The organism is Stenotrophomonas sp. YIM B13575 (assembly GCF_042787595.1).
GTDB lineage: Bacteria > Pseudomonadota > Gammaproteobacteria > Xanthomonadales > Xanthomonadaceae > Stenotrophomonas > Stenotrophomonas lactitubi_B.
The window spans coordinates 1-21,560 of the sequence record NZ_JBHZOP010000011.1 but is presented as its reverse complement, the minus strand read 5'-3'; the positions used below and the strand labels follow the sequence as shown (position 1 = coordinate 21,560).

The following is a 21,560-nucleotide window of genomic DNA, read 5'->3' as shown; positions in this document are numbered from 1 at the left end:
AGTTCATCGCGGGACCAGGCCGAGGATGTCGTTGTAGAACGCCAATCCCATCAGCCCGGCCAGCAACGCCAGGCCGATGTATTGGCCGGCGGCGACGGCACGCTCGCTCAGCGGGCTGCCCTTGACCAACTCGATAAGGTAATACAGCAGGTGGCCGCCGTCCAAGATGGGGATCGGCAGCAGGTTGATGATGCACAGGCTCAGCGACAGCAGGGCGAGGAACTGGATGAACCAATCCACGCCACGCTTGGCCGAAATATTGGCGACCCGGGCAATGGTGACCGGGCCGGAAACGTTCTGCAGCGAGGCTTTGCCGGTGACGATCCGGCCCATCATGGCCAGCGAATCGGCGGCCATCCTGCCGGTTTCACGCACCGCCACCGTCACCGACTGCAGCGGGCCGAACTTGAGCAGGGTGTCATAGGCGGGGCTGTAGCTCTGGGCAAAGCCCGCGCCGATCTGCCAGGTGGGCTGGCCCTTGCCGTCCTTGCCCTGGCGCGGGGTGATCTCCAGCGCCAGGCGCTCGCCACCACGCAGGACCTCGATCATCGCCGGGCCACCGCGGCGGCCGAGGCTGCCCACTTCGCTGATGGCCTGCTCGACGCTGTCGATGCGCTGGCCGTCGATCGCCACGATCAGATCGCCGGGTTGCAGGTGACCCTCCGCAGCCGAACCCTTCACGATGCTGTCCACCAGCGGCGGCTGCAGCCATGCACGCCAGTACACGCCGGCCAGGATGGGGACCCGGCGTTCATCGAAACCAGCCGGCAGCTGCGACAGCGGCAGGGTGCGCGAGCGCAGCTGGTCTGCGGGGTCGAGAACCTCCAGCGTCACGTCGCGGCGGTCCATCGCCGCCGCGGTCAGGGCCATGCTGGCCTCACCCAGGGTGATCACATCGCGGCCGTCCACGCTCAGCAGGCGATCGCCACTGCCGAGCCCGGCCGTGGCGGCCATGCCGGTAGCGCGGCCGACGGTGGCGGAATAGTCCTGCTTGCCGATCACGAACATCGCCCACAGCAGCAGGATGCACAGCAGCAGGTTGGCGATCGGGCCCGCCGCCACGATGGCGATGCGCTGCCACACGGTCTTGTGGTTGAAGGCCTGGCCGCGCTCGTGCGGATGCACCTCGACTTCGCGTTCGTCGAGGAATTTCACGTAGCCGCCCAGCGGGATGGCGGCGATGGCGAACTCGGTGCCGTGGCGGTCGCGGCGCGACCACAGCGGGCGGCCGAAGCCGACCGAGAAGCGCAGCACCTTGACCCCGCACAGGCGGCCGACCCAGTAATGCCCGAATTCGTGGAAGGTGACCAGCAGCCCAAGGCTGACGATCATCCACCAGACCGATCCGATGAAGTCAGTCATGCAGGTTCACATTGGCGGACACGGGCGGCGGCGTCATACGGGATGGGTGCGCTGTTCAGGTGGCGGCGATGGCGTTCAGGGTCAGCTGGCGGGCCCGCTCGTCGGCGGACAACAGGACCTCAAGTGTATCGGCTGGTTCGGTCGGCAGTGTTGAAAGAGCGTTAGCAACCAGCGTCGGAATGGTCAGGAAGCCTATGCGGCCCTGAAGAAACGCTGAAACAGCCTCTTCGTTGGCGGCGTTCAGCACGGCCGGCGCGGTACCGCCGGCGCGCATCGCCTGCCATGCAAGGGCCAGGCAGGGGAACGCGTCGGTGTCGGGGGCCTCGAAATCCAGCCGGCCCTGGCTCAGCAGATCCAGCCCCGACACGCCCGATTCGATCCGTTGCGGCCAGCCCAGGCCCACCGCCAGGGTGGTGCGCATGTCCGGCAGGCCCATCTGCGCCAGCGTGGAGCCGTCAACGAACTCCACCAGCGAATGCACCAGGCTCTGCGGGTGCACCAGCACCTCGATGCGCTCGCCGGGGATGCCGAACAGATGGTGGGCCTCGATCACTTCCAGGCCTTTGTTCATCAACGTCGCCGAATCGACCGAGATCTTAGGCCCCATCGACCACTTCGGGTGCGCCACGGCCTGGGCCGGGGTGACCTGCTGCAGTTCGGCGCGGCTGCGCCCGCGGAACGGTCCACCCGAGGCGGTCAGCAGGATGCGGCGCACGCCGGCACCGTCGAGGCTGGCATCACGTGAACGCAGGCACTGGAAGATCGCACTGTGCTCGCTGTCGATCGGGATGATCTCGGCGCCGGCACGCTCGGCGGTACGGGTCAGCAGTTCGCCGGCCAGTACCAGTGATTCCTTGTTGGCCAGCAGGATGCGTTTGCCGGCCGCGGCGGCGGCCAGGGTCGAGGACAGGCCGGCGGCGCCGACGATCGCGGCAACCACGGTGTCGCAGGCGTCGCTGGCGGCCAGCTGGTCCAGCGCGGCATGGCCGGCGTGGGCCTGGGTGGCCAGGCCGGCATCGCGCAGGCCGTCCCGCAGTTCGGCATACAGGGTTTCATCGGCGATCACCGCATGCGCGGGCCGATGCTGCCGGCACAGGGCCAGCAGCGCCTGTACCTGGCGGCCGGCGGCGAGCACGGTGGCCTGGTAACGCAGCGGATGGCGGGCGATCACGTCAAGCGTGGAGGCACCAATCGAACCGGTGGCGCCGAACACGGCGACCCGGCGCAGGTCTGCAGCAGCATCCATGGTCAGAACCCGAAGATTTCCTTGCCCAGTGCGAACACCGGGATGGCCGCCAGCACGCCGTCGACGCGGTCGAGCACGCCGCCGTGGCCGGGGATCAGGTGGCCTGAATCCTTGGCGCCGGCATGGCGCTTGATCAGGCTTTCAAACAGGTCGCCCAGTACCGAGGCGAACACGGCCACCACTGAGGTGACCAGCAGGCCGGGCAGGTGCGCGGCATCGATGCCGGCCACCCAGCCCAGGCCGACGGCCACAGCAACGCCGGCGATCAGCCCGCCGACGAGGCCTTCCCAGGTCTTGTTCGGGCTGATCCGCGGTGCCAGCTTGTGCTTGCCGAAGTGACGGCCAGCGAAGTAAGCGCCCGAATCAGCGGCCCAGACCAGCGCCAGCGCGGCCAGCAGCCACAGGTGGCCCTGATGGCCCGGCGGGTCGCCGCCGGCATGGATCAGTACCAGCGCCGCCCACGCCGGCACGATCGCCAGGGTGCCGGCCAGCAGCTTGAGGATGCGCGCCGGACTGCCGGGTTGCGCGCCGAAGTTGAAGAAGCGCAGCCACACCAGCGCGCCCAGCCACCAGGCCACGCCCACCAGGGTCGCGATCTGGAACAGCACCAGGGTGCCGGCATCGGCCCACACCAGCAGCACCATCAGCACCAGGTTGAGGACCAGCAGCACGGTGCGGGCGAGGGTGTCTTCGACATCGGCCAGTTTCAGCCATTCCCACAGGCCGATCAGCAGCACGGCAGCGGCGGCGGCGGCCAGCCACTGCGTGGGCAGCAGCAGGATCGAAGCAATGGCGACCGGCGCCATGATCAGCGCGGCGAGGACTCGGGTCTTGGTCATGGGCTGGACGTCTCGGTGGCCAGGGCGGCGATCTGGGCGCTGGTCAGGCCGAAGCGGCGCTCGCGGCTGGCGTAGGCATCCAGCGCCAACTGCAGCTGCGCGGCGTCGAAATCCGGCCACAGCGCTTCGGTGAACCACAGCTCGGTATACGCCAGCTGCCACAGCAGGAAATTGCTGATGCGGGTATCGCCGCCGGTGCGGATGAACAGGTCCGGTGGCGGCAGGTCGGCCAGAGCCACCTGTCGCCCCAGCAGGGATTCGTCGATCTGCTCGGGAAGCAGGCGGCCGGCGGCCACTTCAACGGCCAGTGCGCGTGCGGCACGGGCGATGTCCTGACGGCCACCATAGCTGGCGGCGATCGACAGGGTCAGGGCGCGGTTGTCGGCGGTGCGCTGTTCGGCCAGCTGCATGCGGCTGACCAGGGCAGCACCGAAGCGCTCGCGTTCGCCGATGAAGCGCACGCGCACGCCGCGCCGATGCAGCTCGTCCACTTCGCGGTCGAGCGCGCCGAGGAACAGCTTCATCAACGCATCGACTTCTTCCTGCGGCCGGCCCCAGTTCTCGCTGGAAAACGCGAACAGGGTCAGCGCCGGGATGCCCAGTTCCAGGCAGCGCTCGATGGTGCGATTGACCGCGCGCGCGCCGGCACGATGGCCGATCACGCGGGGGCGACGGCGCTGCTGTGCCCAACGCCCGTTGCCATCCATGATGATGGCGACGTGGCGCGGCAGGGCGGCCGGCAGGGGAGGCGGGACTGAAGGCATCGACTTCAGACCGACATCAGTTCCTTTTCCTTGTCGGCGACGACCTTGTCGATATCCTTGATGTTGGCATCGGTCAACTTCTGGATATCGTCCTCGCCGCGCTTCTTCTCGTCTTCGCTGATGACCTTGTCCTTCAGCAGCTTGGCGACTTCCTTGTTCGCATCCTGACGGATGTTGCGCACGGCGATCTTGGCGCCTTCGCCTTCCTTCTGTACCTGCTTGGCCAGTTCCTTGCGGCGCTCTTCGGTCGGCGGCGGCAGGTTGACGCGGATCGAGGTGCCGATGGTGTTCGGGGTCAGCTCGATGTTGTACAGGCCCTTCTCGATCTCCTTGATCATGCTCTTGTCGAAGGGCGTGACCAGCAGGGAGTGGGCGTCGGGGTTGGAAATGGACGCAACCTGATTCAGCGGCGTGCTGGCGTTGCCGTAAGCATTGACCGTGACGCGGTCCAGCAGGGCCGGCGTTGCGCGGCCGGTGCGGATCGAGGTGAGGGTGTGCTTAAGAGCGTCGATGCTCTTGGCCATGCGCGTCTGCGCGTTGTTCTTGATGTCGTTGAGCATCGCCAGGGTCCTGGATGTAACTGGAATCGGGCGATTATAGGCGAATACGGGACGCCGCCGGGCCTGAATCGGCCCGGAGGTCGCCTTGCGCTCAGCCTCAGGCCGGGTCGCGGCCCTGGACGAGGGTGCCGATGTTCTCGCCGTGCAGGATCTTCAGCAGTTCGCCCGGCTGGCCCATGTCGAACACGCGCATCGGCAGGTCGCTGTCGCGGGCCAGGGCGAAGGCGGCGGTATCCATCACTTCCAGCCCACGGCGGATCACTTCGTCGTAGCTCAGGCTGTCGAAGCGGACGGCGTCGCTGTACTTGTTCGGATCCTTGTCGTACACGCCGTCGACCTTGGTGGCCTTCAGCAGCAGGTCGGCGCCGATCTCGATCGCGCGCAGGGCAGCGCCCGAGTCAGTGGTGAAGAACGGGCTGCCGACGCCCGCGGCGAAGATCACCAGGCGGCCCTTTTCCAGATGGCGGATGGCGCGGCGGCGGATGTAGTCCTCGCACACGTCGTTGATCTTGATCGCGCTCATTACGCGGGCCTTGGCGCCCACTTTTTCCAGCGCATCCTGCATGGCCAGTGCATTGATGACCGTGGCCAGCATGCCCATCTGGTCGCCGGTGACGCGGTCCATGCCGCCAGCGGCCAGGCCTGCACCGCGGAAGATGTTGCCACCGCCGATGACCAGGGCGACTTCGGCGCCGGCCTGCTGGGCCTCGACGACTTCACGGGCCAGGCGATTGATGATCTTGGGGTCGATGCCGTAGTCCTCATCTCCCATCAGCGCCTCCCCGGAAAGTTTCAACAGGATGCGGCGATAGGCGAGCTTGGACATAGGGACCTCGGGTGCGTGGAAATCGCGGGCGATTCTACGCGCAAGCGGCGCGCGGCCAAAGCGTTTTGTGCACTGCGGCGCAAAATACCGGTGTGCCCCGTACATCCGGAGCGCACCATTCAGCCAAGCTCGGCGCCTGCAGTGGCGGACAGCTCATCATGCCCCAGTTCGCCGGGAGAGCGCGCGATGACCCGGTTGCGGCCCAGGTTCTTGGAGCGGTAGAGCACGTCATCGGCGGCGCGCAGCAGGTCCTGCACGCCGGCAAAACGCTCGTAGCCGCCCTGCGTGGCGACGCCGGCCGAGAAGGTGATGAACAGCGGGCCGCCTTCCAGTTCCGCCATCGGGGTGGCGACGATGTTGGCCAGCACCCGGCGGATCACGTCAAGGGCCACCGATTCACTGGTATTGGGCAGCAGCGCGACGAACTCCTCACCGCCGAAGCGGGCCACGGTGTCGCTGTTGCGCAGCTGCCCCTGCAGCTTGCCGGCAAAGGCGCGCAGCACCTCGTCACCGGTCAGGTGGCCGTGGGCGTCGTTGATCTTCTTGAAATCGTCCAGGTCGATGAAGGCGACCGACAACGGCCAGCCATGGCGGCCGGCGCGCAGGAACTCCTGCTCAAGCACGGCTTCGAGCTGGCGGCGGTTGAGGACGCCGGTCAGGGCGTCGCGATGGGCCTGGTCGGCCAGGCGCTTGGCCCTGGCCTCGAATTCATCGGCGCGGCGTCGGGCCTGGTCGGCATCCTGTAGTTCGCGCAGGTTGCGCAGGGTGGCCAGCTCCTGCGCGTGGTCGATCAGCTCGCGCACGCGGGCCGGCGAATTCAGGCCGTTCTCGAACAGGCTGGCGATGTCCGGCAGCGCTTCGCTGATCCGGGTCAGGACCTGGTCAAAGCGGGCGCTGTCCAGCTCCAGGCGGTCGTGGACCTGCTGCAGGGCGCGCTCGCGGGCGGCATCGGCGTCTTCATCCAGCCAGATGTCGGCAACGGCGCCAGACAGCTGTACGCAGGCCTGGAACGGATTCTCGGCGGTAGCTTCGTCTTCGCTGTGGCGGATGCTGTCGACCAGGTAGCGCGGCAGGCCCCACTCCTCGGCTACCCAGGCGCCGACGTCGGCGTGGCTGCAGCCGAGTTCCTGGCGCTCGCGCGCGATCAGGTCGGGGTTGTCGCGCGCTTCGCGCAGCAGCGGCAGGTAGCGTTCGGATTCGGCCTGGGCCAGGCACAGCACGCCCATGTCCTGCAGTAGTCCGGCCAGCATCAGCTCCTCCAGCCGGCGCAGGCCGCGGGCCTGGCCGAGCTGGCTGGCCGCCAGCGCGCTGAGGATGCTGCGCTTCCAGGCGCGTTGGCGCAGGTCGTGGTCGGCGCCGCCTTTGCCGGTCAGGCCCTGGGTGACAGTGAAGCCCAGGGCGAGGCTGATCGTAGCGTTCAGCCCGAGCATGGTCAGCGCCTGGCCGAGGTTCTCGATCCGGCGCCGGCTGGCGTACAGCGGCGAATTGGCGATACGCAGCATGCGGGCACTCAACGCCATGTCGATGGCGATGATGTCCGCAGCGGTTGCGATGTCCGCTTCCGGGTCCTGGGCCAGTTCGATGATGCGCAGGGCAATACCGGGCGGCGAGGGGAGGTTGCGGCAAAGCGCCAGTGCAGCTGTCAGCTCGGGAGGCATGTCGGGTCGTTCAATTCCATTAGGACAAGAATACCTAGGAATGCATCACAGTCCGCGACTTTCGTTCCTGTTATGTGACTGCAGGTTCCCTATGCCGAGTATCGGCTTGATTCGCACGCAACGCAAAGACCCTTGGTTCCGGTGTGCGCACCCACGGAATGGGCACCCACATGCAGCGCACCAACGGTGCGCATCCGCAGAAAGGGCGCCCACAGGTGGGCAGGCACAAAAAAAGAGCCGCGGTTTCCCGCGGCTCCTTCTGGTTTCATCACAGCCGTGAGGCTGGAATCAGACCTGCATCGCCTTGGCAACTTCGGCGGCGTAGTCTTCCACCACCTTCTCGATGCCTTCGCCAACGACCAGCAGCTGGAAGCCAGCCACGTCGGCGCCGGCAGCCTTGACCACCTGCTCGACGGTCTTGTCGCCGTCCAGCACGTAGCTCTGGCCGTACAGGGTCACTTCGCTGACGATCTTGTTGATCTTGCCGCTGATGATCTTTTCCAGGATGTCGGCCGGCTTGGACTTGTCCTTCTCGGACATCTTGGCCAGTTCGATTTCCTTTTCCTTTTCCACGAACTCGGCCGGCACATCGGCAGCCTTGTTGTGCGGCGGCTTCAGCGCAGCCACGTGCATGGCCAGGCCGCGAGCCAGTTCGGCGTCGCCACCGATCAGGTCGACCAGCACGCCGACCTTGCCGTTGGTGTGGACGTAGGAACCCACGTTGCCGGCGGTGTCCAGCTTGACCAGGCGACGGATGAGGATGTTCTCGCCCAGCTTCTGGATGGCGGTGGCGCGGGCTTCTTCGACGGTTTCGCCGGTGGCCAGCTTGGCGCTCTTCAGCACTTCCACGTCGGTGGCGCCCGATGCCAGGGCAGCGGCAGCGACGGAATCAACGAAGTTCTTGAAGTTGATGTCGTTGGCGACGAAGTCGGTTTCCGAGTTGATCTCGACCAGCACGGCCTTGCCGCCGTCCTGGGCCAGGCCCAGACGACCTTCGGCGGCCACGCGGTCAGCCTTCTTGTCGGCCTTGGCAGCGCCGGACTTGCGCAGCGCTTCAGCAGCGGCGTCGATGTTGCCGCCGGCCTCGGTGAGCGCCTTCTTGCATTCCATCATGCCGGCGCCGGTGCGCTCGCGCAGTTCCTTGACCAGGGAAGCAGTGATTTCCACGGGATTACCTCACGAAAGAAAGGGGTTGGGCCGGCATGGTGGCCGGCCCGTGTGACAGTTTCCTGTCGTCGCGCCATCGGCTGCGGACAGGAAAGGTGGGCGCAATGCGCCCACCGGGGCCTGGATCAGGCCTGGGCTTCGCCCTTGTCGGCAGCAGCCTTCTTGGCCGGAGCGCGGCGAGCCGGCTTGCCTTCTTCGGCAGCAGCGTCGGCGAACTCTTCTTCACGGACGGTGGCAGCGTGCGGTGCAGCAGCCTTGCCTTCCAGCACGGCGTCAGCAGCAGCGCGTGCGTACAGCTGCACGGCACGGATGGCGTCGTCGTTGCCCGGGATCGCGTAATCCACCAGCTCCGGGTTGTAGTTGGTATCGACGACGGCGATCACCGGGATGCCGAGCTTCTTGGCTTCCTTGATGGCGATGTCTTCGTGGCCGATATCGATGACGAAGATCGCGTCCGGCAGACGGTTCATGTCCTTGATGCCGCCCAGCGAGGCTTCCAGCTTGTCGCGCTCGCGACGCAGGCCCAGCACTTCGTGCTTGACCAGCTTCTCGAAGGTGCCGTCGGACTCACCGGCTTCCAGTTCCTTCAGGCGGGCAACCGACTGCTTGACGGTACGGAAGTTGGTCAGGGTGCCGCCCAGCCAACGCTGGTTCATGAACGGCATGCCGCAACGCTCGGCTTCTTCGCGGATCGACTCACGGGCGCTGCGCTTGGTGCCCAGGAACAGGATGGTGCCGCGCTTCTGGGCAACCGACGAGATGAAGTTCATCGCATCGTTGAACAGCGGGACGGTCTTTTCCAGGTTGATGATGTGGATCTTGCCGCGGGCGCCGAAGATGTACGGAGCCATTTTCGGGTTCCAGTAGCGGGTCTGGTGGCCGAAGTGGACGCCGGCTTCCAGCATCTGACGCATGGTGACCTGGGGCATTGCAATACTCCTGATGGGGAACCGGCGAATCCGCCCGCGGGATAGGTATGCGGGACGCGTGGAAACGCTGATGGTTCCGGGGTTGGGCTTCCCTGTTGCCTCCGTGGCCGAACTCCTTGCGGAGCACCCCGGCACGGATGGGGGCAGCAGGTGTGGATTCACCGGTGACGTCCGGCGTGGACGGCGTCCCGCGCACAGGGCGGCAGGACATCCCGGGAATTATAGCCCGCTTGGCTGGTGCGCTGCAATTGCAGGTGCCGGCGCGGCCAGGATCACCGCTGTGCCGTCCTGCAGGCGGGCGTGGAACCGGCCGCCAGCATAGCCATCGGCGCGCGGTGGCAGCTGCCACTGGCGCTGGCGCGCGGCCAGTACGTAGCCGGCAAGACCGGGCAGCAGCAGGCTGCGGTGGCCGTCGGCGCCCTCGTAGGCAAGGTCGCTCAGGCGCGCGTGCCCGTTGCCACTGTTCAGCAGTCGCAGCATGAACTGCGACCCGTTGACCACCACCTCTGCCTGCAGGGCCGGGGCCGCCGTGGGGACCGGTTCGCCGCGGAACAGGGGCAGTGAATAGCGTGGCATGGCCGGTTCTGCCGGTGCCAGGATGATACGGAATGCCTGTTCGACGGCCACCGGCGCCGACGACGCCGGCAGCAGCCAGACGCGCTGGCGCGCACCGGCAGGAAGATCCAGCAGGGTCGGACTGGCCAGCACCTGCGCGCTGCGTTGCAGCTGTTCGGCCCCCGGTTGCTGGTCCCACGCCCAGACCTGCACCTGGCCGCGCCAATGCGCAGGGCCGGGGTTGTGCAGCCACAGCTCGGACCGCCCCTGTGCGGCCGCCAGGCGCAGGGTGGTCGGCATCAGATCCAGCGCCTGCACGGGCATGGGCAGCAGGGCCAGCAACAGGGGCAGCAGCCGGTGCATCAATAGTAGGTGGTGGGCGGTTCGGAGGTCGCACGCCCTTGCTCGTCCTGTGCTGGCGGGGCCAGTTCACGGACCTGTGGCGGCAGGTGCAGGGTGTCGCTGTGCTGCTGCGGTACCGGGCAACGCGGGCCGCCCTCCGTGCCGGTGCAGCCTTCAACCACGGTCAGGCGGATCTGCAACGGGGCGGGCGCCGGCTCGGCCCAGGCTGTCGTGCTGGCGATGGACATCGCTGCGATCAGTACTGCCCGAACCACCTGCCATCCACCCTGTTGTCGATCTGATGCGCGGTATCGGCCGACATGGGCGATTCTGTAGTGCGGGGCGCCCCTCAGTAGGTGATCGTCACCTGTACCAGGTCGTTGTAGGTGCCGGCCGGCGGTTGGCCGCTCACCGGCGGTACCCGGCCGTAGATCGTCAACGGTTGAGCGCTGCCAGTGCCGACGCCGCTGAAGGTGTCCACGTTGAGCGTATTGCCCCAGCGCTGGCTGCGTGCAGCATCCCGATACAGCTCATAGGTCAGGTAATAGTTGTTGCTGCCGATGGTGGTGCGCATGCGCCGGGTACTGCTCAGTGCAGGGTTGTTCTGGCCGTTGTCGAGGCTGACCTGGAACGCGGTGCGCTTGAGGCAGGTCAGGGTGAGGGTGGCGGTCTGGTCGATGTTGGCGGGAATGCCGCCGGTGACGTTGCCGAAATTCATGGTGGTGGTGAGGTAGCTGCCACATTGTGGCAGCACGTTGGCAGTGGCATTGAAGGTGAAGGCATTGCTGGCGGTGTTGGTGCCGGTAGCGCCGCCATTGCAGGTGGCCGGCACGGTGGCGTTGCCCAGCAGCACCTCGTTCCAGGCCCAGGTGAGCACCACGCTGGCGCCGCTGAAGGTGCTGCTGTAACTACCCGATGCCAACACCTGGTTGGCCGGGATCTGCGCGAACAACTGCACGCTCTGCGCGCCGCTGCCGCCGGTCAGCAGGGGCACGTTGTAGGTCATGGTCAGCTCCTGCGCCGGCGGTACGCCGCGCGGGGTGAGGCCGGTCACCTGGCTGTAGTTGGAGGTGTTGTAGAGCTGGAAATTGAGTGTATCGCCGCTGCCGTTGACCATCGTTCGCCACGGCGTGGTGGTGCTGCCGCCCGTGCCGTTGCCGATGCCCACGCAGACGCGCACGCCGGTGGTGGCGAGCAGGCTCAGCGCGGCGGTGGTGCAGGTCACGGTGATGTTCAGCGTGCCCGAGGTCGGGCCGGCGGCGCCGCTGTTGACGTTGCCGAACGGCAGCAGGGCGTCTGCGGTTGCGGTGCAGGTCGCGGCCGCGCGCGTCGGTGCACTGGCGACCAAGCCTGCAAGCAGCAGCACGCCCGCCAGCAGCAGGCGCAGGCTCATGGCGCCACCTCCGGCACGCATTGCAGCGTCGCCGGGCGCGGCCGTGCACCCGCGGCGACCACCTGCGGCGATGCTGGCACCCGTGTACGGCACTGTCCTCGGCTGGTGGTGATGTACAGCACGGTGCCAGCGGCCACGTCTTCCAGATACAGCAGTCCGTCGTAACCGACCGAGGCCTGGCGGCCATCCGCCAGCTGCACCTCGCTGCCCGCTTCCAGCGGCTGCCCCGCCATGTCCTGCACGGTGAGGGTCAACGACGGCCGCGAGCGCAGGTTGAAGGTCAGCCCGGTGCCGGCACGCTGGCGCGGTGTTACCCAGTCCTCGATGCGATCAGCGCGCATGTCCGCCGGCAGGTCCAGGGTATCGATGGAGACGCGGTTGCGCTGCCAGGACAGCAGCGGGCTGATCAACAGCAGGCCACGATCGTCGGTGACACCGATCAGGCGGTTCTCAAGCCGCACCGGTACACCGCCCACGCCATTGGTGCTGACCACGGCGAAGGCATCGGCGACTTCGCGCGCGGCGAAGGCGTGCCCGGCCATCCACACCAGGCTGCCGCTGGCGCTGCCATAGGCGTAGTTGAGGCCGGACTGGCGCGAGGCACCCAAGGCATAGCGGCCGACATCGTTGAGGATGCCGACTTCGGCCAGGCCGCCGCTGCCGTCGTCGCCGTGGCGCACCTGTGCGCGCCAACCGATACCGCCGGCGCTGCCGTCGCCTGGTACCGGCTGGGTGACATCGGCGACCCAGCTCTGGCTGTCGCCGTTGCGCTGGCTGGACAGGCTGGCCTGGCGGTTGTTGCCCAGGCTTGCGGTCAGCGACAGGTAGACACTGCGGTCATCGCTGTTGTCCAGGTTCTGGTTGACCGACAGGTAGGCCGACCAGCGCTGGCTCCAGCTGCGTGACCAGAACAGGCTGGCATAGCGGTTGTCCTCGCCATCGGGATAGCGCAGGCGCAGGTAGCTGGCGCTCAGGGTGCCCAGCCGCAGCAGGTCCAGGCCGACCGTGGCCTGCTCGCTGATGCTCGGCGGCAGGTTGGCCTGCAGCGCGCCCAGGTCGCGGTAGTCGCCGTGGCTGCGCACGCTGCGCAGATTGACGTTGAAACGACGGTTGTTCCAGCTGTACCCCAGCGCCCACTGGCCGCCCTGCAGGCCCTGGTAGCGGCTGTGGGCATAGGCGGCATTGAACACGCCCGCACCGCCCAGCAGCCACCAGCCGCCCACGCCGGCCTGTGCCAGGCCGCCGCCACCTTCGGCGTGTGCTTCGCCGGTGAACGTGTCGCTGACGCCGCCACGCCAGCTGGCGCTTGCCACGGTACGGTCGTCGTAGGCGAAGGAGCGCTCGCCGAACTGCTCGCGCAGCTGGCCGACGCCGAGCGACCAGTCCGACAGGCCCTTGGCCAGCAGCTGCTGGGTGCCGTAGAAGCTGAAATCCAGGGTCTGCATGCGGCCGAACGCATCGGTGACCACGACCTGGGCGCTGCCGTTGCCGCTGATGCCCGGTTGCGCCGCCAGCTGGAATGGTCCGACCGGCACCTGGCCGCTGTACTGGCGCAGGCCATCGACATACAGCTCGACCGTGGATGGCACCACCGCCTGGCCGAGGAAGGCCGGCGTCGGGGTAAGCACACGGTACGGCTGCAATCCGTAATTGCGGCCGATCTGCAGGCCGCCCAGGCGTACCGGCCGGCTCCAGTCGACGAAGCCGCTGTAGAAGTCGCCCACCTCCAGGGTCAGCGCCCTGTCCGGGAAATCCAGGGTCCAGCGCGTGTCCAGGCGTACGCTGTCGCTGCGCCAGTGGCGGTCTCCGGTCTGGTAGCGACGGCTGACCGCGGTGTTCTCGAAGGTGCCGGCACCCACGCCGAACACCCGCAGTTCAGAGCTCAAGGTCAGATTGCCGAGGCGGTCGACGCGGCTGCCATACAGGTCGTAATTGAGCAGGACGCCGGGCGAGGCGCTGCCGCGCGGCGCGCGCGGCTGCGGGCGGCTGAGCACGGTCGTGGGCAGGGTCAACTGGTCCAGGGGCACGTCCAGCGCGAGGGTCTGCAGGTGCGCGTCATAACGCACCACCGCGCCGCTGATCTGGTCCAGATACACGGGAGCATCGCCACTGGCATTGAAACCGAGCTGGCGCAGGATCTCGGGGCTGGCCTGCAGGCGGCCGCGATTGTCGGTGAAGGGTAGCAGGCCGCGTGGCGTGCTGTTGAGGGTCACGTCCAGGTACAGCGTCTGGTTGGCCGTGAGTGGGGTCGGTGGTGGCAGCAGGGCATCGGCGGAGACCCCGGAGACATCGGCTGCATGGGCCGCCGGGGACAGGGCCGCACCGAGCGCTGCGCTCATCAGCGCCTCAGCGAGCCGGTGGTGGCGGCAGCGACGTCTGTTCCGACTCGCCATTGAGCTTGGCCGTGATCTGGTCGTTGTCGCGGTCGATCGACGTGCGCTCCAGCGGCCAGCGCATGACCTGGCCGGGCAGCACGTAGCCCAGCAGGCCGGGATGGACGATGCGCGGCCGCTCCGGGCTGCCCAGGGCGAGGTCGGCGATCTGCGCGTAGCTGTTGCCGGTATTGCCTACTTCCACGCCGTTGCGACCGTCGTCCAGCCGGACCAGGCGGGCGTGCAGCTGCGGTGCCAGCCGGCCGCCGGCGCCGGGTTGCACGAACACCGGGATGGAATAGCGCAGTACGAACTGCATGCCTTCGCTGCGCGTGGCCAGATCGGGCACCTCATCGACGATCAACCGGTAGTACTGCTGCGCAGCCGGTGCGTCGGCAACGGCGCGCATGACCCGCACCAGCTGCTGCTGGCCCGCTGCCAGTTCCTGCATTGGTGGCGTAGCCAGCAGATCCTCGGTGGGCAGCAGCTGTTCCTTCCCGTCCTGCTGTACCCAACGGAACACCCTTACCTGCAGCTTCACCGGCGAGGTGCCGCTGTTGGTCAACCACAGTTCGCCAGCGCGCTGGCGTGCTTCCAGCTGCAGGCTGGTGGGAGCGACCTGCAGGCTGGTCGCCGAGGCCTCGTTGACCCCAAGCAGGCTGAAGACGAGCAGCGCCACGCCGGTGGCGCGCCACGGGCGGGATCCGGCCATGCGGGCGTGCTCCATCAATAGGTGATCGTGGCGGTAACGGTATCCAGGTAGTTGCCGGTAGCAGCGTTGGCCGTGCTCAGGTTGAGGATCTGGCCGTAGACGATGTAGGGCACCGCCAGCCCGGTGCCGATGCCGGCCTGGGTGTTGGTGCCGGTGGTGGCGCCCCAGACCAGGGTGTGTGCGGCATCCTGGTAGAGCTGGTAGCCCACGTAGTTGTTCGCGGTCACTGCGGCGTTGGTGTTCTTCATCCGCCGCGTGGTGACGTCATTGGCCGTGCCGGCATTGGCACCAGCATTCAGCGCGATGGTGTACGGGGTCAGCGCCGAACACTGCGCGGTCACGGTGCCCTGGCCCAGGGTGGGGGTGGCGGTGGTGGAGGCGGCGGTACCGAAGTCGACGTTGGTGGCCGCAGCGGCAGTGATGGTGCAGGCCTTGGTGACCACCAGGGTGACGTTGAACGTGGTGGTGTCGGCGGCGGCCGCCGGGCCGGCCAGCAGCAGGGCCAGGGCCCAGGTCAAAGGGGAACGAGCTGCGGATCGCATGGACAACCTCCCTGACCCGAAGGTCCGTTGAACAGGGCGAAAACGGCACGTTCGGCGCCGTTTTGACGACAGTGGGGCCAGCGTAGGCACCGCAAGTGTCTGTATTGCGTGAGAATCAGGGATTCGAAAGGGTGTGGGTCATCACGCTTTCACATTCCTTGCCGGATCCGTGCATGGCCCGGATCGCCAGTTGGGTGGCGTTCGTTCAGATTGCGGCCGGATCGGCGATAATGGGTGCCATGAGCGTGAATATCAAAACCCCGCAGGAAATCGAGATGATGCGCATCGCCGGCCGCCTGGCCAGCGAAGTGCTCGACATCGTCACCCCCCACGTCAAGCCCGGTGTCACGACCGAGGAACTGGACCGCATCTGCCACGACCACATCGTGAACGTGCAGGGCGCCATTCCGGCCAACGTCGGCTACCGCGGCTTCCCCAAGACCGTGTGCACGTCGGTCAACAATGTCATCTGCCACGGCATTCCCAGCGAAGGGAAGGTCCTCAAGGATGGCGACATCATCAATATCGACGTCACCGTCATCAAGGACGGCTGGCATGGCGACACCAGCCGCATGTATTTCGTCGGCACCCCGTCGGTGATGGCCAAGCGGCTGGTCGACGCCACCTATGAGGCCATGTGGCGCGGCATCCGCGCGGTGCGTCCGGGCGCAACCCTGGGCGACGTCGGCCATGCGATCCAGAGCTATGCCGAAGGCGAGCGTTTCAGCGTGGTGCGCGAGTACTGCGGCCACGGCATCGGCAAGGTCTACCACGATGAACCGCAGGTGGTGCATTACGGCCGTCCGGGCCAGGGCCTGGTGCTGCAGCCGGGCATGACCTTCACCATCGAGCCGATGATCAACGAGGGCACCCGCTACAACAAGGTGCTGCCCGATGGCTGGACCGTGGTGACCAAGGACCGCAAGCTGTCGGCGCAGTGGGAGCACATGATCGCGGTCACCGAGACCGGGGTGGACGTGCTGACCCTGTCGCCGGGCGAGTCGCAGGTCTCCTGAGGATGCTGCCGGCGAGTTCGCTGCTGGACACGCCGGCCGCGTCGCTCAACGACCCGGACTGGGCTGCTGCCGCGCGCGATGCGCTGCAGCAGGCCGATACGCGCCTGTACCGCCGCTTCGACCAGGGCGACAACATCGAGCGCCTGCTGGCGCTGCGCGCGCGCGCGGCCGATCACCTCATCCGCCATGCCTGGCAGCGCTGTTTGCCCGCCGACAGTGGCCTGTCGCTGTTCGCAGTGGGCGGCTATGGGCGCGGTGAACTGTTTCCGCGCTCGGACATCGACCTGCTGGTGTTCGGCGATCCGCAGGCGCAGCTGGCCCACGAGGAGTCGCTCGCGCGGCTGTTCGCGCTGCTGTGGGATTGCGGCCTGGCGGTCAGCCACGCGGTGCGTTCGGGCGAGCAGTGCAGCGAGGCTGCAGCCGACCAGACCGTGCTGACGGCGTTGATCGAAGCGCGCCCGCTGATGGCCGATGAGGCAGCACGGCGCGCGCTGCGTGCGGCGGTGGATGACCGCGAACTGTGGCCACCGCGTGCGTTTTTCCTGGCCAAGCTCGAGGAACTACGCAACCGTCACCAGCGCTTCGGTGATACCGCCGACAACCTCGAGCCGGACCTGAAGGATGGTCCCGGCGGCCTGCGCGATCTCAACACGCTGGGCTGGATGGCGCTGCGTGCGTTTGGTGTGCGCGATCTGGAAGCACTGGTCGGCCTGGGCCACCTGGGCGCTGACGAGGCCGCTGCGCTGAAGCGCGAACGCGCGGTGCTGGCACGACTGCGCTTCGGCCTGCACCTGGTGGCGCGACGCCCGGAAGAGCGCCTGCGCTTCGATTACCAGAAGACCCTGGCCGCGCGCCTGGGCTTTGAAGACGACGCCGAAAGCCTGGGCGTCGAGAAGATGATGCAGGGCTTCTACCGCGCCGCTTCGGTGGTGCGGCGGATCAGCGATCGTCTGCTGCAGCGTTTCGAGGAACAGTTCGATGGCGAGGCACAGCCCGAACCGCTGACCGTGGGGTTCGCTCTGCGCCGTGGCTATCTGGCGGCCAACGATGCCGACTGGCCGAACGCGGACATCGGCCAGGTCTTCGCGCTGTTCGCCAGCTGGGCCAACAATCCGCAGATCCGTGGCCTGCATTCGTTGACCGCGCGCGCGCTGGCCGAGTCGCTGCCGCTGCTGCCTGCCTATGACCAGGCAGATACCGACGCGCGCGAACAGTTCATGGCCCTGCTGCGCGGCCAGCGGCCGGTCGACACGCTTTCGCGCATGGCGCGGCTGGGCGTGCTGGGGCAGTGGATTCCGGCGTTCGCCCAGGTCAGCGGGCGCATGCAGTTCGACCTGTTCCATGTCTACACCGTCGACCAGCACACGCTGATGGTCCTGCGCAACATGGGGCTGTTCGCCAGCAGTCGCGCCGATGAACGTTTCTCGATCGCCCACGAAGTCTGGCCGCGCCTGCGCAAGCCCGAACTGCTGCTGCTGGCCGGCCTGTTCCACGACATCGCCAAGGGCCGTGGCGGCGATCATTCCGAACTGGGCGCGGTCGATGCACGGGCGTTCTGCCACGCGCAGGGGCTGAGTGGTTCGGATACCGAACTGGTGGCCTGGCTGGTCGAACAGCACCTGCGGATGTCGGTGACCGCGCAGAAGCAGGACATCGCCGATGCGGACGTGATCCATCGTTTCGCGACCCTGGTCGGCAGCCGCGACCGTCTGGATTACCTCTATCTGCTGACCTGCGCCGACATCGCCGGCACCAGCCCGAAGCTGTGGAATGCGTGGAAGGACCGGCTGCTGGCCGATCTGTACTTCGCGACCCGGCGCGCGCTGCGCGAGGGCCTGGAGCACCCGGTGCCGGCCGCCGAGCGCGTGGCCGAAGCGCGCGACAGCGTGCGTGCGCTGGTGCGCGAGCAGGGCTACGACGATGCCACCATCGACCGCCAGTTCGCGGTGATGCCCGACGAAGGCTTCATCCGCCTGCGCCCGGAACAGCTGGCCTGGCAGGCCGCCGCGCTGGTACCGATCAAGCAGGGCCAGACGCTGGTGAAGGTGCGCCGGATCAGCGTCGATGACCCGGCACTGGAAGTGTTCGTGCACTCGCCGGACCGTGATGGCCTGTTCGCCGCGATCGTGATGACGTTGGACCGCAAGGGCTACGGCATCCACCGCGCGCGCGTTCTGGATGGACCGGCCGACACGATTTTCGATAATTTTGAAGTCAGCCCGGCCGATACGTTTGCCGATGGCAGCAGCGCCAACCTGGAAGCAGCCTTGCGTGAGGCGCTCAGTGGCGATCTGACGCGGCTGCGTCCCTCGCGCCGGGTGGTGCCACGCCAGCTGCGCCATTTCCGTTTCGCCCCGCGCATCGAGTTCCGCGAGGAACCCGGCGCAACCCGTTTTGCCCTGGTCGCACCCGACCGTCCCGGCCTGCTGGCCGACGTGGCGTTCGTGCTGCGCAACCAGGGACTGCGCGTGCAGGACGCGCGCATTGCCACATTCGGCGAACGCGCCGAAGACACCTTCGTGATCAGTGACGAACACGACCTCCCCCTGACTGAATCCGCCCGGCAACAGCTGCATGACGCAATGCTGGCCTGCCTGGACCCTGATCGAAACGCCGGAGACCCCGCCTGATGGCCACCAAGCCTGTAAAGAAGACTGCCGCGACCGCCAAGAGCGCAGCAGCCAAAAAGACCACTGCCGCTGAGCCGGTTGCGAAGAAGATTGCCGCGCCGAAGAAGGCTGCGGTGAAGAAGGCGCCGGCGAAGAAGGCCCCGGCCAAGACCGCCGAAGCCGCACGCGCCGAGAACATCGCACGCAAGTCGCTGCGCAAGCCGGCCGGCCCGGGCGTGGAAGAACTGAAGTTCGGCATCGAAAGCGCCTTCGAGCGCCGCGCCACGCTGACCCTGCACGAACTGGAAGGCTCGACCCGTCCGCTGGTCAACCGTGTGATCGATGGCCTGGAAAGCGGCGAATTCCGCGTCGCCGAGCCGGACGGCCATGGTGGCTGGAAGGTCAACGAATGGCTGAAGAAGGCGGTGCTGCTGTATTTCCGCGTCAACGACATGGCCGTGGTCGATGCACGCCCGGCACCGTTCTGGGACAAGGTCGAATCGCGCTTTGCCGGCTATGACGAGGCCAAGTTCCGCCGTGGTGGCGTGCGCGTGGTGCCGGGCGCGATCGCCCGTCGCGGCACCTATTTCGGCAAGGACGTGGTGCTGATGCCGAGCTTCACCAACATCGGTGCGTACGTCGGCGAAGGCACCATGGTCGACACCTGGGCCACCGTCGGTTCCTGCGCGCAGATCGGCCAGCATTGCCACCTGTCCGGTGGTGCCGGCATCGGCGGCGTGCTCGAGCCGCTGCAGGCCAGCCCGACCATCATCGAAGACCATTGCTTCATCGGTGCGCGTTCGGAAGTGGTGGAAGGCGTGGTCGTCGGCCATCACAGCGTGATCGGCATGGGCGTGTTCCTCAGCCAGAGCACCCGCATCTACAACCGCGCCACCGGCGAAATCAGCTACGGCTACATCCCGCCGTACAGCGTGGTGGTGTCCGGCTCGCTGCCGAGCAAGGACGGTACCCACTCGCTGTACTGCGCGGTGATCGTCAAGCAGGTCGATGCCCGTACCCGCAGCAAGACCAGCGTCAACGACCTGCTGCGCGGCCTGGCCGACTGACGGAGCCGCACGCATGAGCACCACCGTCTACGGTCTGAAGAACTGCGATACCTGCAAGAAGGCGAGCAAGTGGCTGGACCGCTTCGGCGTGCCGTACACCTTCGTCGACTACCGCGACAACAAGCCCAGCCCGGAAACGCTGCTGGAATGGGCCGCCCAGCTGGGTGGCCTGGCGGCGATGGTCAACCGGTCCTCCACCACCTGGCGGCAGTTGCCGGACAACCGCAAGGCCGCCGATTCGGAGGCGGAGTTGAAACTGCTGCTGCGCGAGTACCCGCAGCTGATCAAGCGCCCGCTGGTGGTGACCGCCGACGGCAAGGTCAGCCAGGGTTTCAGTGACAACGGCTTCAAGGCGCGCTTCGGCGTGGGCGGCGCGTGAGCGCCGTCCTCGACCTGGCCTGCGATCTGATTGCACGGCCGTCGGTGACCCCGGACGATGCCGGTTGCCAGGCGCTGATCGGTCAACGTCTGCAGGCAGCCGGTTTCACCTGCGAGCACCTGCGGCTGGGCGAGGTCGACAACCTGTGGGCCACCCACGGCAGCGGCGCACCAGTGCTGGTCCTGCTGGGCCACACCGACGTGGTGCCGCCGGGCCCGCGCGAGGCATGGCAGAGCGATCCGTTCGCGCCGCAGATCCGCGATGGCGTGCTGTACGGTCGTGGCACCGCCGACATGAAGGGCAGCGTGGCTGCGTTCGTGGTCGCTGCCGAACAGTTCGTTGCCGCCCATCCGCAGCACACGGGCACGCTGGCGGTGCTGCTGACCAGTGATGAAGAGGGCGATGCCATCGATGGAGTGCGCCATGTCGCGCGGCTGTTCGCCGAGCGCGGCCAGCGCATCGACTGGTGCATCACCGGCGAGCCGTCGTCCACCTCCACGCTGGGCGACCTGCTGCGCGTGGGACGGCGTGGCAGCCTGTCGGCCAAGCTGCGCGTGCAGGGTGTGCAGGGGCATGTGGCCTATCCGGACAAGGCGCGCAATCCGATCCATCTTGCCGCGCCGATGCTGGCCGAACTGAGCGCACGGCGCTGGGACGAGGGCTACGAGAGCTTCCCGTCGACCAGCCTGCAGATCTCCAACATCCATGCCGGTACCGGCGCCAACAACGTGATTCCCGGTGAGCTGGAGGTGGATTTCAACATCCGCTACAACCCGCATTGGGATGCACCGAAGCTGGAGGCGGAGATCACTGCGTTGCTGGACCGTCATGGCCTGCAGTACACGCTGAAGTGGCACCGCAGCGGCGAGCCGTTCTACACGCCCGAAGGTACGTTGCGTGCAGCGGCGCGCGCGGTCCTTGCCGAGCACACCGGACGCGCGCCGGAAGAGAGCACCGGGGGTGGCACCTCCGATGCGCGCTTCATCGCGCCACTGGGTGCGCAGTGCATCGAAGTCGGCCCGGTCAACGCCAGCATCCACCAGGTGGATGAGAACGTGCGCGTGGACGAGCTGGAAGCGCTGCCGGGGCTGTACCAGCGACTGGTTGAACGCCTGCTGGTGTGAGGACGGTGGGTGCCGACCGTTGGTCGGCACGCCTTCCTGTAGAGCCGAGCCATGCTCGGCTGATTTTCCCTGGTAGATGCAGCCGAGCATGGCTCGGC

General features: G+C 67.2%; 20 protein-coding genes. 5 read left to right on the top strand and 15 right to left on the bottom strand.

Annotated elements, in window-relative coordinates; translation table 11 throughout:
• Nucleotides 1–3: 3 nt before the first annotated feature.
• From rseP to ACFX4F_RS02105, 15 genes are all read right to left on the bottom strand, one after another.
• Complete coding sequence (rseP, locus tag ACFX4F_RS02175; RefSeq protein WP_099821433.1) at nt 4–1,362, bottom strand: RIP metalloprotease RseP; 1,359 nt, start codon at nt 1,360–1,362, stop codon at nt 4–6.
• A 55-nt stretch (nt 1,363–1,417) separates the two neighbouring features.
• On the bottom strand, nt 1,418–2,608 hold the full coding sequence (locus tag ACFX4F_RS02170; protein WP_380651767.1) for a 1-deoxy-D-xylulose-5-phosphate reductoisomerase: 1,191 nt from the start codon (nt 2,606–2,608) through the stop codon (nt 1,418–1,420).
• Nucleotides 2,609–2,610: 2 nt separating this feature from the next.
• Nucleotides 2,611–3,447, bottom strand: a complete 837-nt coding sequence (locus ACFX4F_RS02165; protein ID WP_380651764.1) for a phosphatidate cytidylyltransferase — start codon at nt 3,445–3,447, stop codon at nt 2,611–2,613.
• Nucleotides 3,444–4,211: a polyprenyl diphosphate synthase gene (gene uppS, locus ACFX4F_RS02160; protein ID WP_089239843.1), complete on the bottom strand. Its 768-nt coding sequence runs from the start codon at nt 4,209–4,211 to the stop codon at nt 3,444–3,446. The genes ACFX4F_RS02165 and uppS overlap by 4 nt, the downstream gene beginning before the upstream one ends.
• Before the next feature lie 5 nt (nt 4,212–4,216).
• Entirely contained in the window at nt 4,217–4,771 is a 555-nt protein-coding gene (gene frr, locus ACFX4F_RS02155; RefSeq protein WP_099821430.1) for a ribosome recycling factor, read from the bottom strand.
• A 97-nt stretch (nt 4,772–4,868) separates the two neighbouring features.
• Nucleotides 4,869–5,597 (bottom strand): UMP kinase, encoded by a 729-nt coding sequence (pyrH, locus tag ACFX4F_RS02150; RefSeq protein WP_025877663.1) that lies wholly within the window; start codon nt 5,595–5,597, stop codon nt 4,869–4,871.
• 119 nt (nt 5,598–5,716) lie between these two features.
• Nucleotides 5,717–7,255 carry an HDOD domain-containing protein gene (locus ACFX4F_RS02145; RefSeq protein WP_380651758.1) on the bottom strand — a complete coding sequence of 513 codons (1,539 nt, stop codon included), beginning with the start codon at nt 7,253–7,255 and terminating at the stop codon, nt 5,717–5,719.
• Between the two features lie 288 nt (nt 7,256–7,543).
• Entirely contained in the window at nt 7,544–8,422 is an 879-nt protein-coding gene (gene tsf, locus ACFX4F_RS02140) for a translation elongation factor Ts (RefSeq protein WP_099821428.1), read from the bottom strand.
• A gap of 125 nt (nt 8,423–8,547) precedes the next feature.
• Nucleotides 8,548–9,351 (bottom strand): 30S ribosomal protein S2, encoded by an 804-nt coding sequence (gene rpsB / locus ACFX4F_RS02135; protein ID WP_099821427.1) that lies wholly within the window; start codon nt 9,349–9,351, stop codon nt 8,548–8,550.
• A gap of 219 nt (nt 9,352–9,570) precedes the next feature.
• Nucleotides 9,571–10,269 carry a molecular chaperone gene (locus ACFX4F_RS02130; RefSeq protein WP_099821426.1) on the bottom strand — a complete coding sequence of 233 codons (699 nt, stop codon included), beginning with the start codon at nt 10,267–10,269 and terminating at the stop codon, nt 9,571–9,573.
• Nucleotides 10,269–10,496, bottom strand: a complete 228-nt coding sequence (locus tag ACFX4F_RS02125) for a hypothetical protein (protein ID WP_099821425.1) — start codon at nt 10,494–10,496, stop codon at nt 10,269–10,271. The genes ACFX4F_RS02130 and ACFX4F_RS02125 overlap by 1 nt, the downstream gene beginning before the upstream one ends.
• A gap of 101 nt (nt 10,497–10,597) precedes the next feature.
• Nucleotides 10,598–11,635 carry a spore coat protein U domain-containing protein gene (locus ACFX4F_RS02120; protein ID WP_380651774.1) on the bottom strand — a complete coding sequence of 346 codons (1,038 nt, stop codon included), beginning with the start codon at nt 11,633–11,635 and terminating at the stop codon, nt 10,598–10,600.
• Nucleotides 11,636–11,637: 2 nt separating this feature from the next.
• Complete coding sequence (locus tag ACFX4F_RS02115) at nt 11,638–13,980, bottom strand: fimbria/pilus outer membrane usher protein (protein WP_380651752.1); 2,343 nt, start codon at nt 13,978–13,980, stop codon at nt 11,638–11,640.
• 7 nt (nt 13,981–13,987) lie between these two features.
• The gene (locus ACFX4F_RS02110; RefSeq protein WP_380651749.1) at nt 13,988–14,740 is read right to left on the bottom strand and encodes a molecular chaperone; all 753 of its coding nucleotides are present in this window, start codon (nt 14,738–14,740) and stop codon (nt 13,988–13,990) included.
• Nucleotides 14,740–15,267 carry a spore coat U domain-containing protein gene (locus ACFX4F_RS02105; protein ID WP_380651746.1) on the bottom strand — a complete coding sequence of 176 codons (528 nt, stop codon included), beginning with the start codon at nt 15,265–15,267 and terminating at the stop codon, nt 14,740–14,742. Before ACFX4F_RS02105 ends, ACFX4F_RS02110 begins: the two co-directional genes overlap by 1 nt.
• A 173-nt stretch (nt 15,268–15,440) precedes the next feature.
• Between ACFX4F_RS02105 and map the strand changes: the two genes are divergently transcribed.
• From map to dapE, 5 genes are read left to right on the top strand one after another with little or no spacing between them, the layout of a single operon-like run.
• Complete coding sequence (map, locus tag ACFX4F_RS02100) at nt 15,441–16,283, top strand: type I methionyl aminopeptidase (protein ID WP_100464301.1); 843 nt, start codon at nt 15,441–15,443, stop codon at nt 16,281–16,283.
• Nucleotides 16,284–16,285: 2 nt separating this feature from the next.
• Entirely contained in the window at nt 16,286–18,913 is a 2,628-nt protein-coding gene (locus ACFX4F_RS02095; protein ID WP_380651742.1) for a [protein-PII] uridylyltransferase, read from the top strand.
• Nucleotides 18,913–19,959, top strand: coding sequence for a 2,3,4,5-tetrahydropyridine-2,6-dicarboxylate N-succinyltransferase (dapD, locus tag ACFX4F_RS02090; RefSeq protein ID WP_380651739.1), 1,047 nt, complete (start codon nt 18,913–18,915; stop codon nt 19,957–19,959). The genes ACFX4F_RS02095 and dapD overlap by 1 nt, the downstream gene beginning before the upstream one ends.
• Before the next feature lie 13 nt (nt 19,960–19,972).
• Entirely contained in the window at nt 19,973–20,338 is a 366-nt protein-coding gene (locus ACFX4F_RS02085; RefSeq protein ID WP_099821418.1) for an arsenate reductase, read from the top strand.
• Nucleotides 20,335–21,462 carry a succinyl-diaminopimelate desuccinylase gene (dapE, locus tag ACFX4F_RS02080; protein ID WP_099821417.1) on the top strand — a complete coding sequence of 376 codons (1,128 nt, stop codon included), beginning with the start codon at nt 20,335–20,337 and terminating at the stop codon, nt 21,460–21,462. Before ACFX4F_RS02085 ends, dapE begins: the two co-directional genes overlap by 4 nt.
• Nucleotides 21,463–21,560 lie beyond the last annotated feature (98 nt).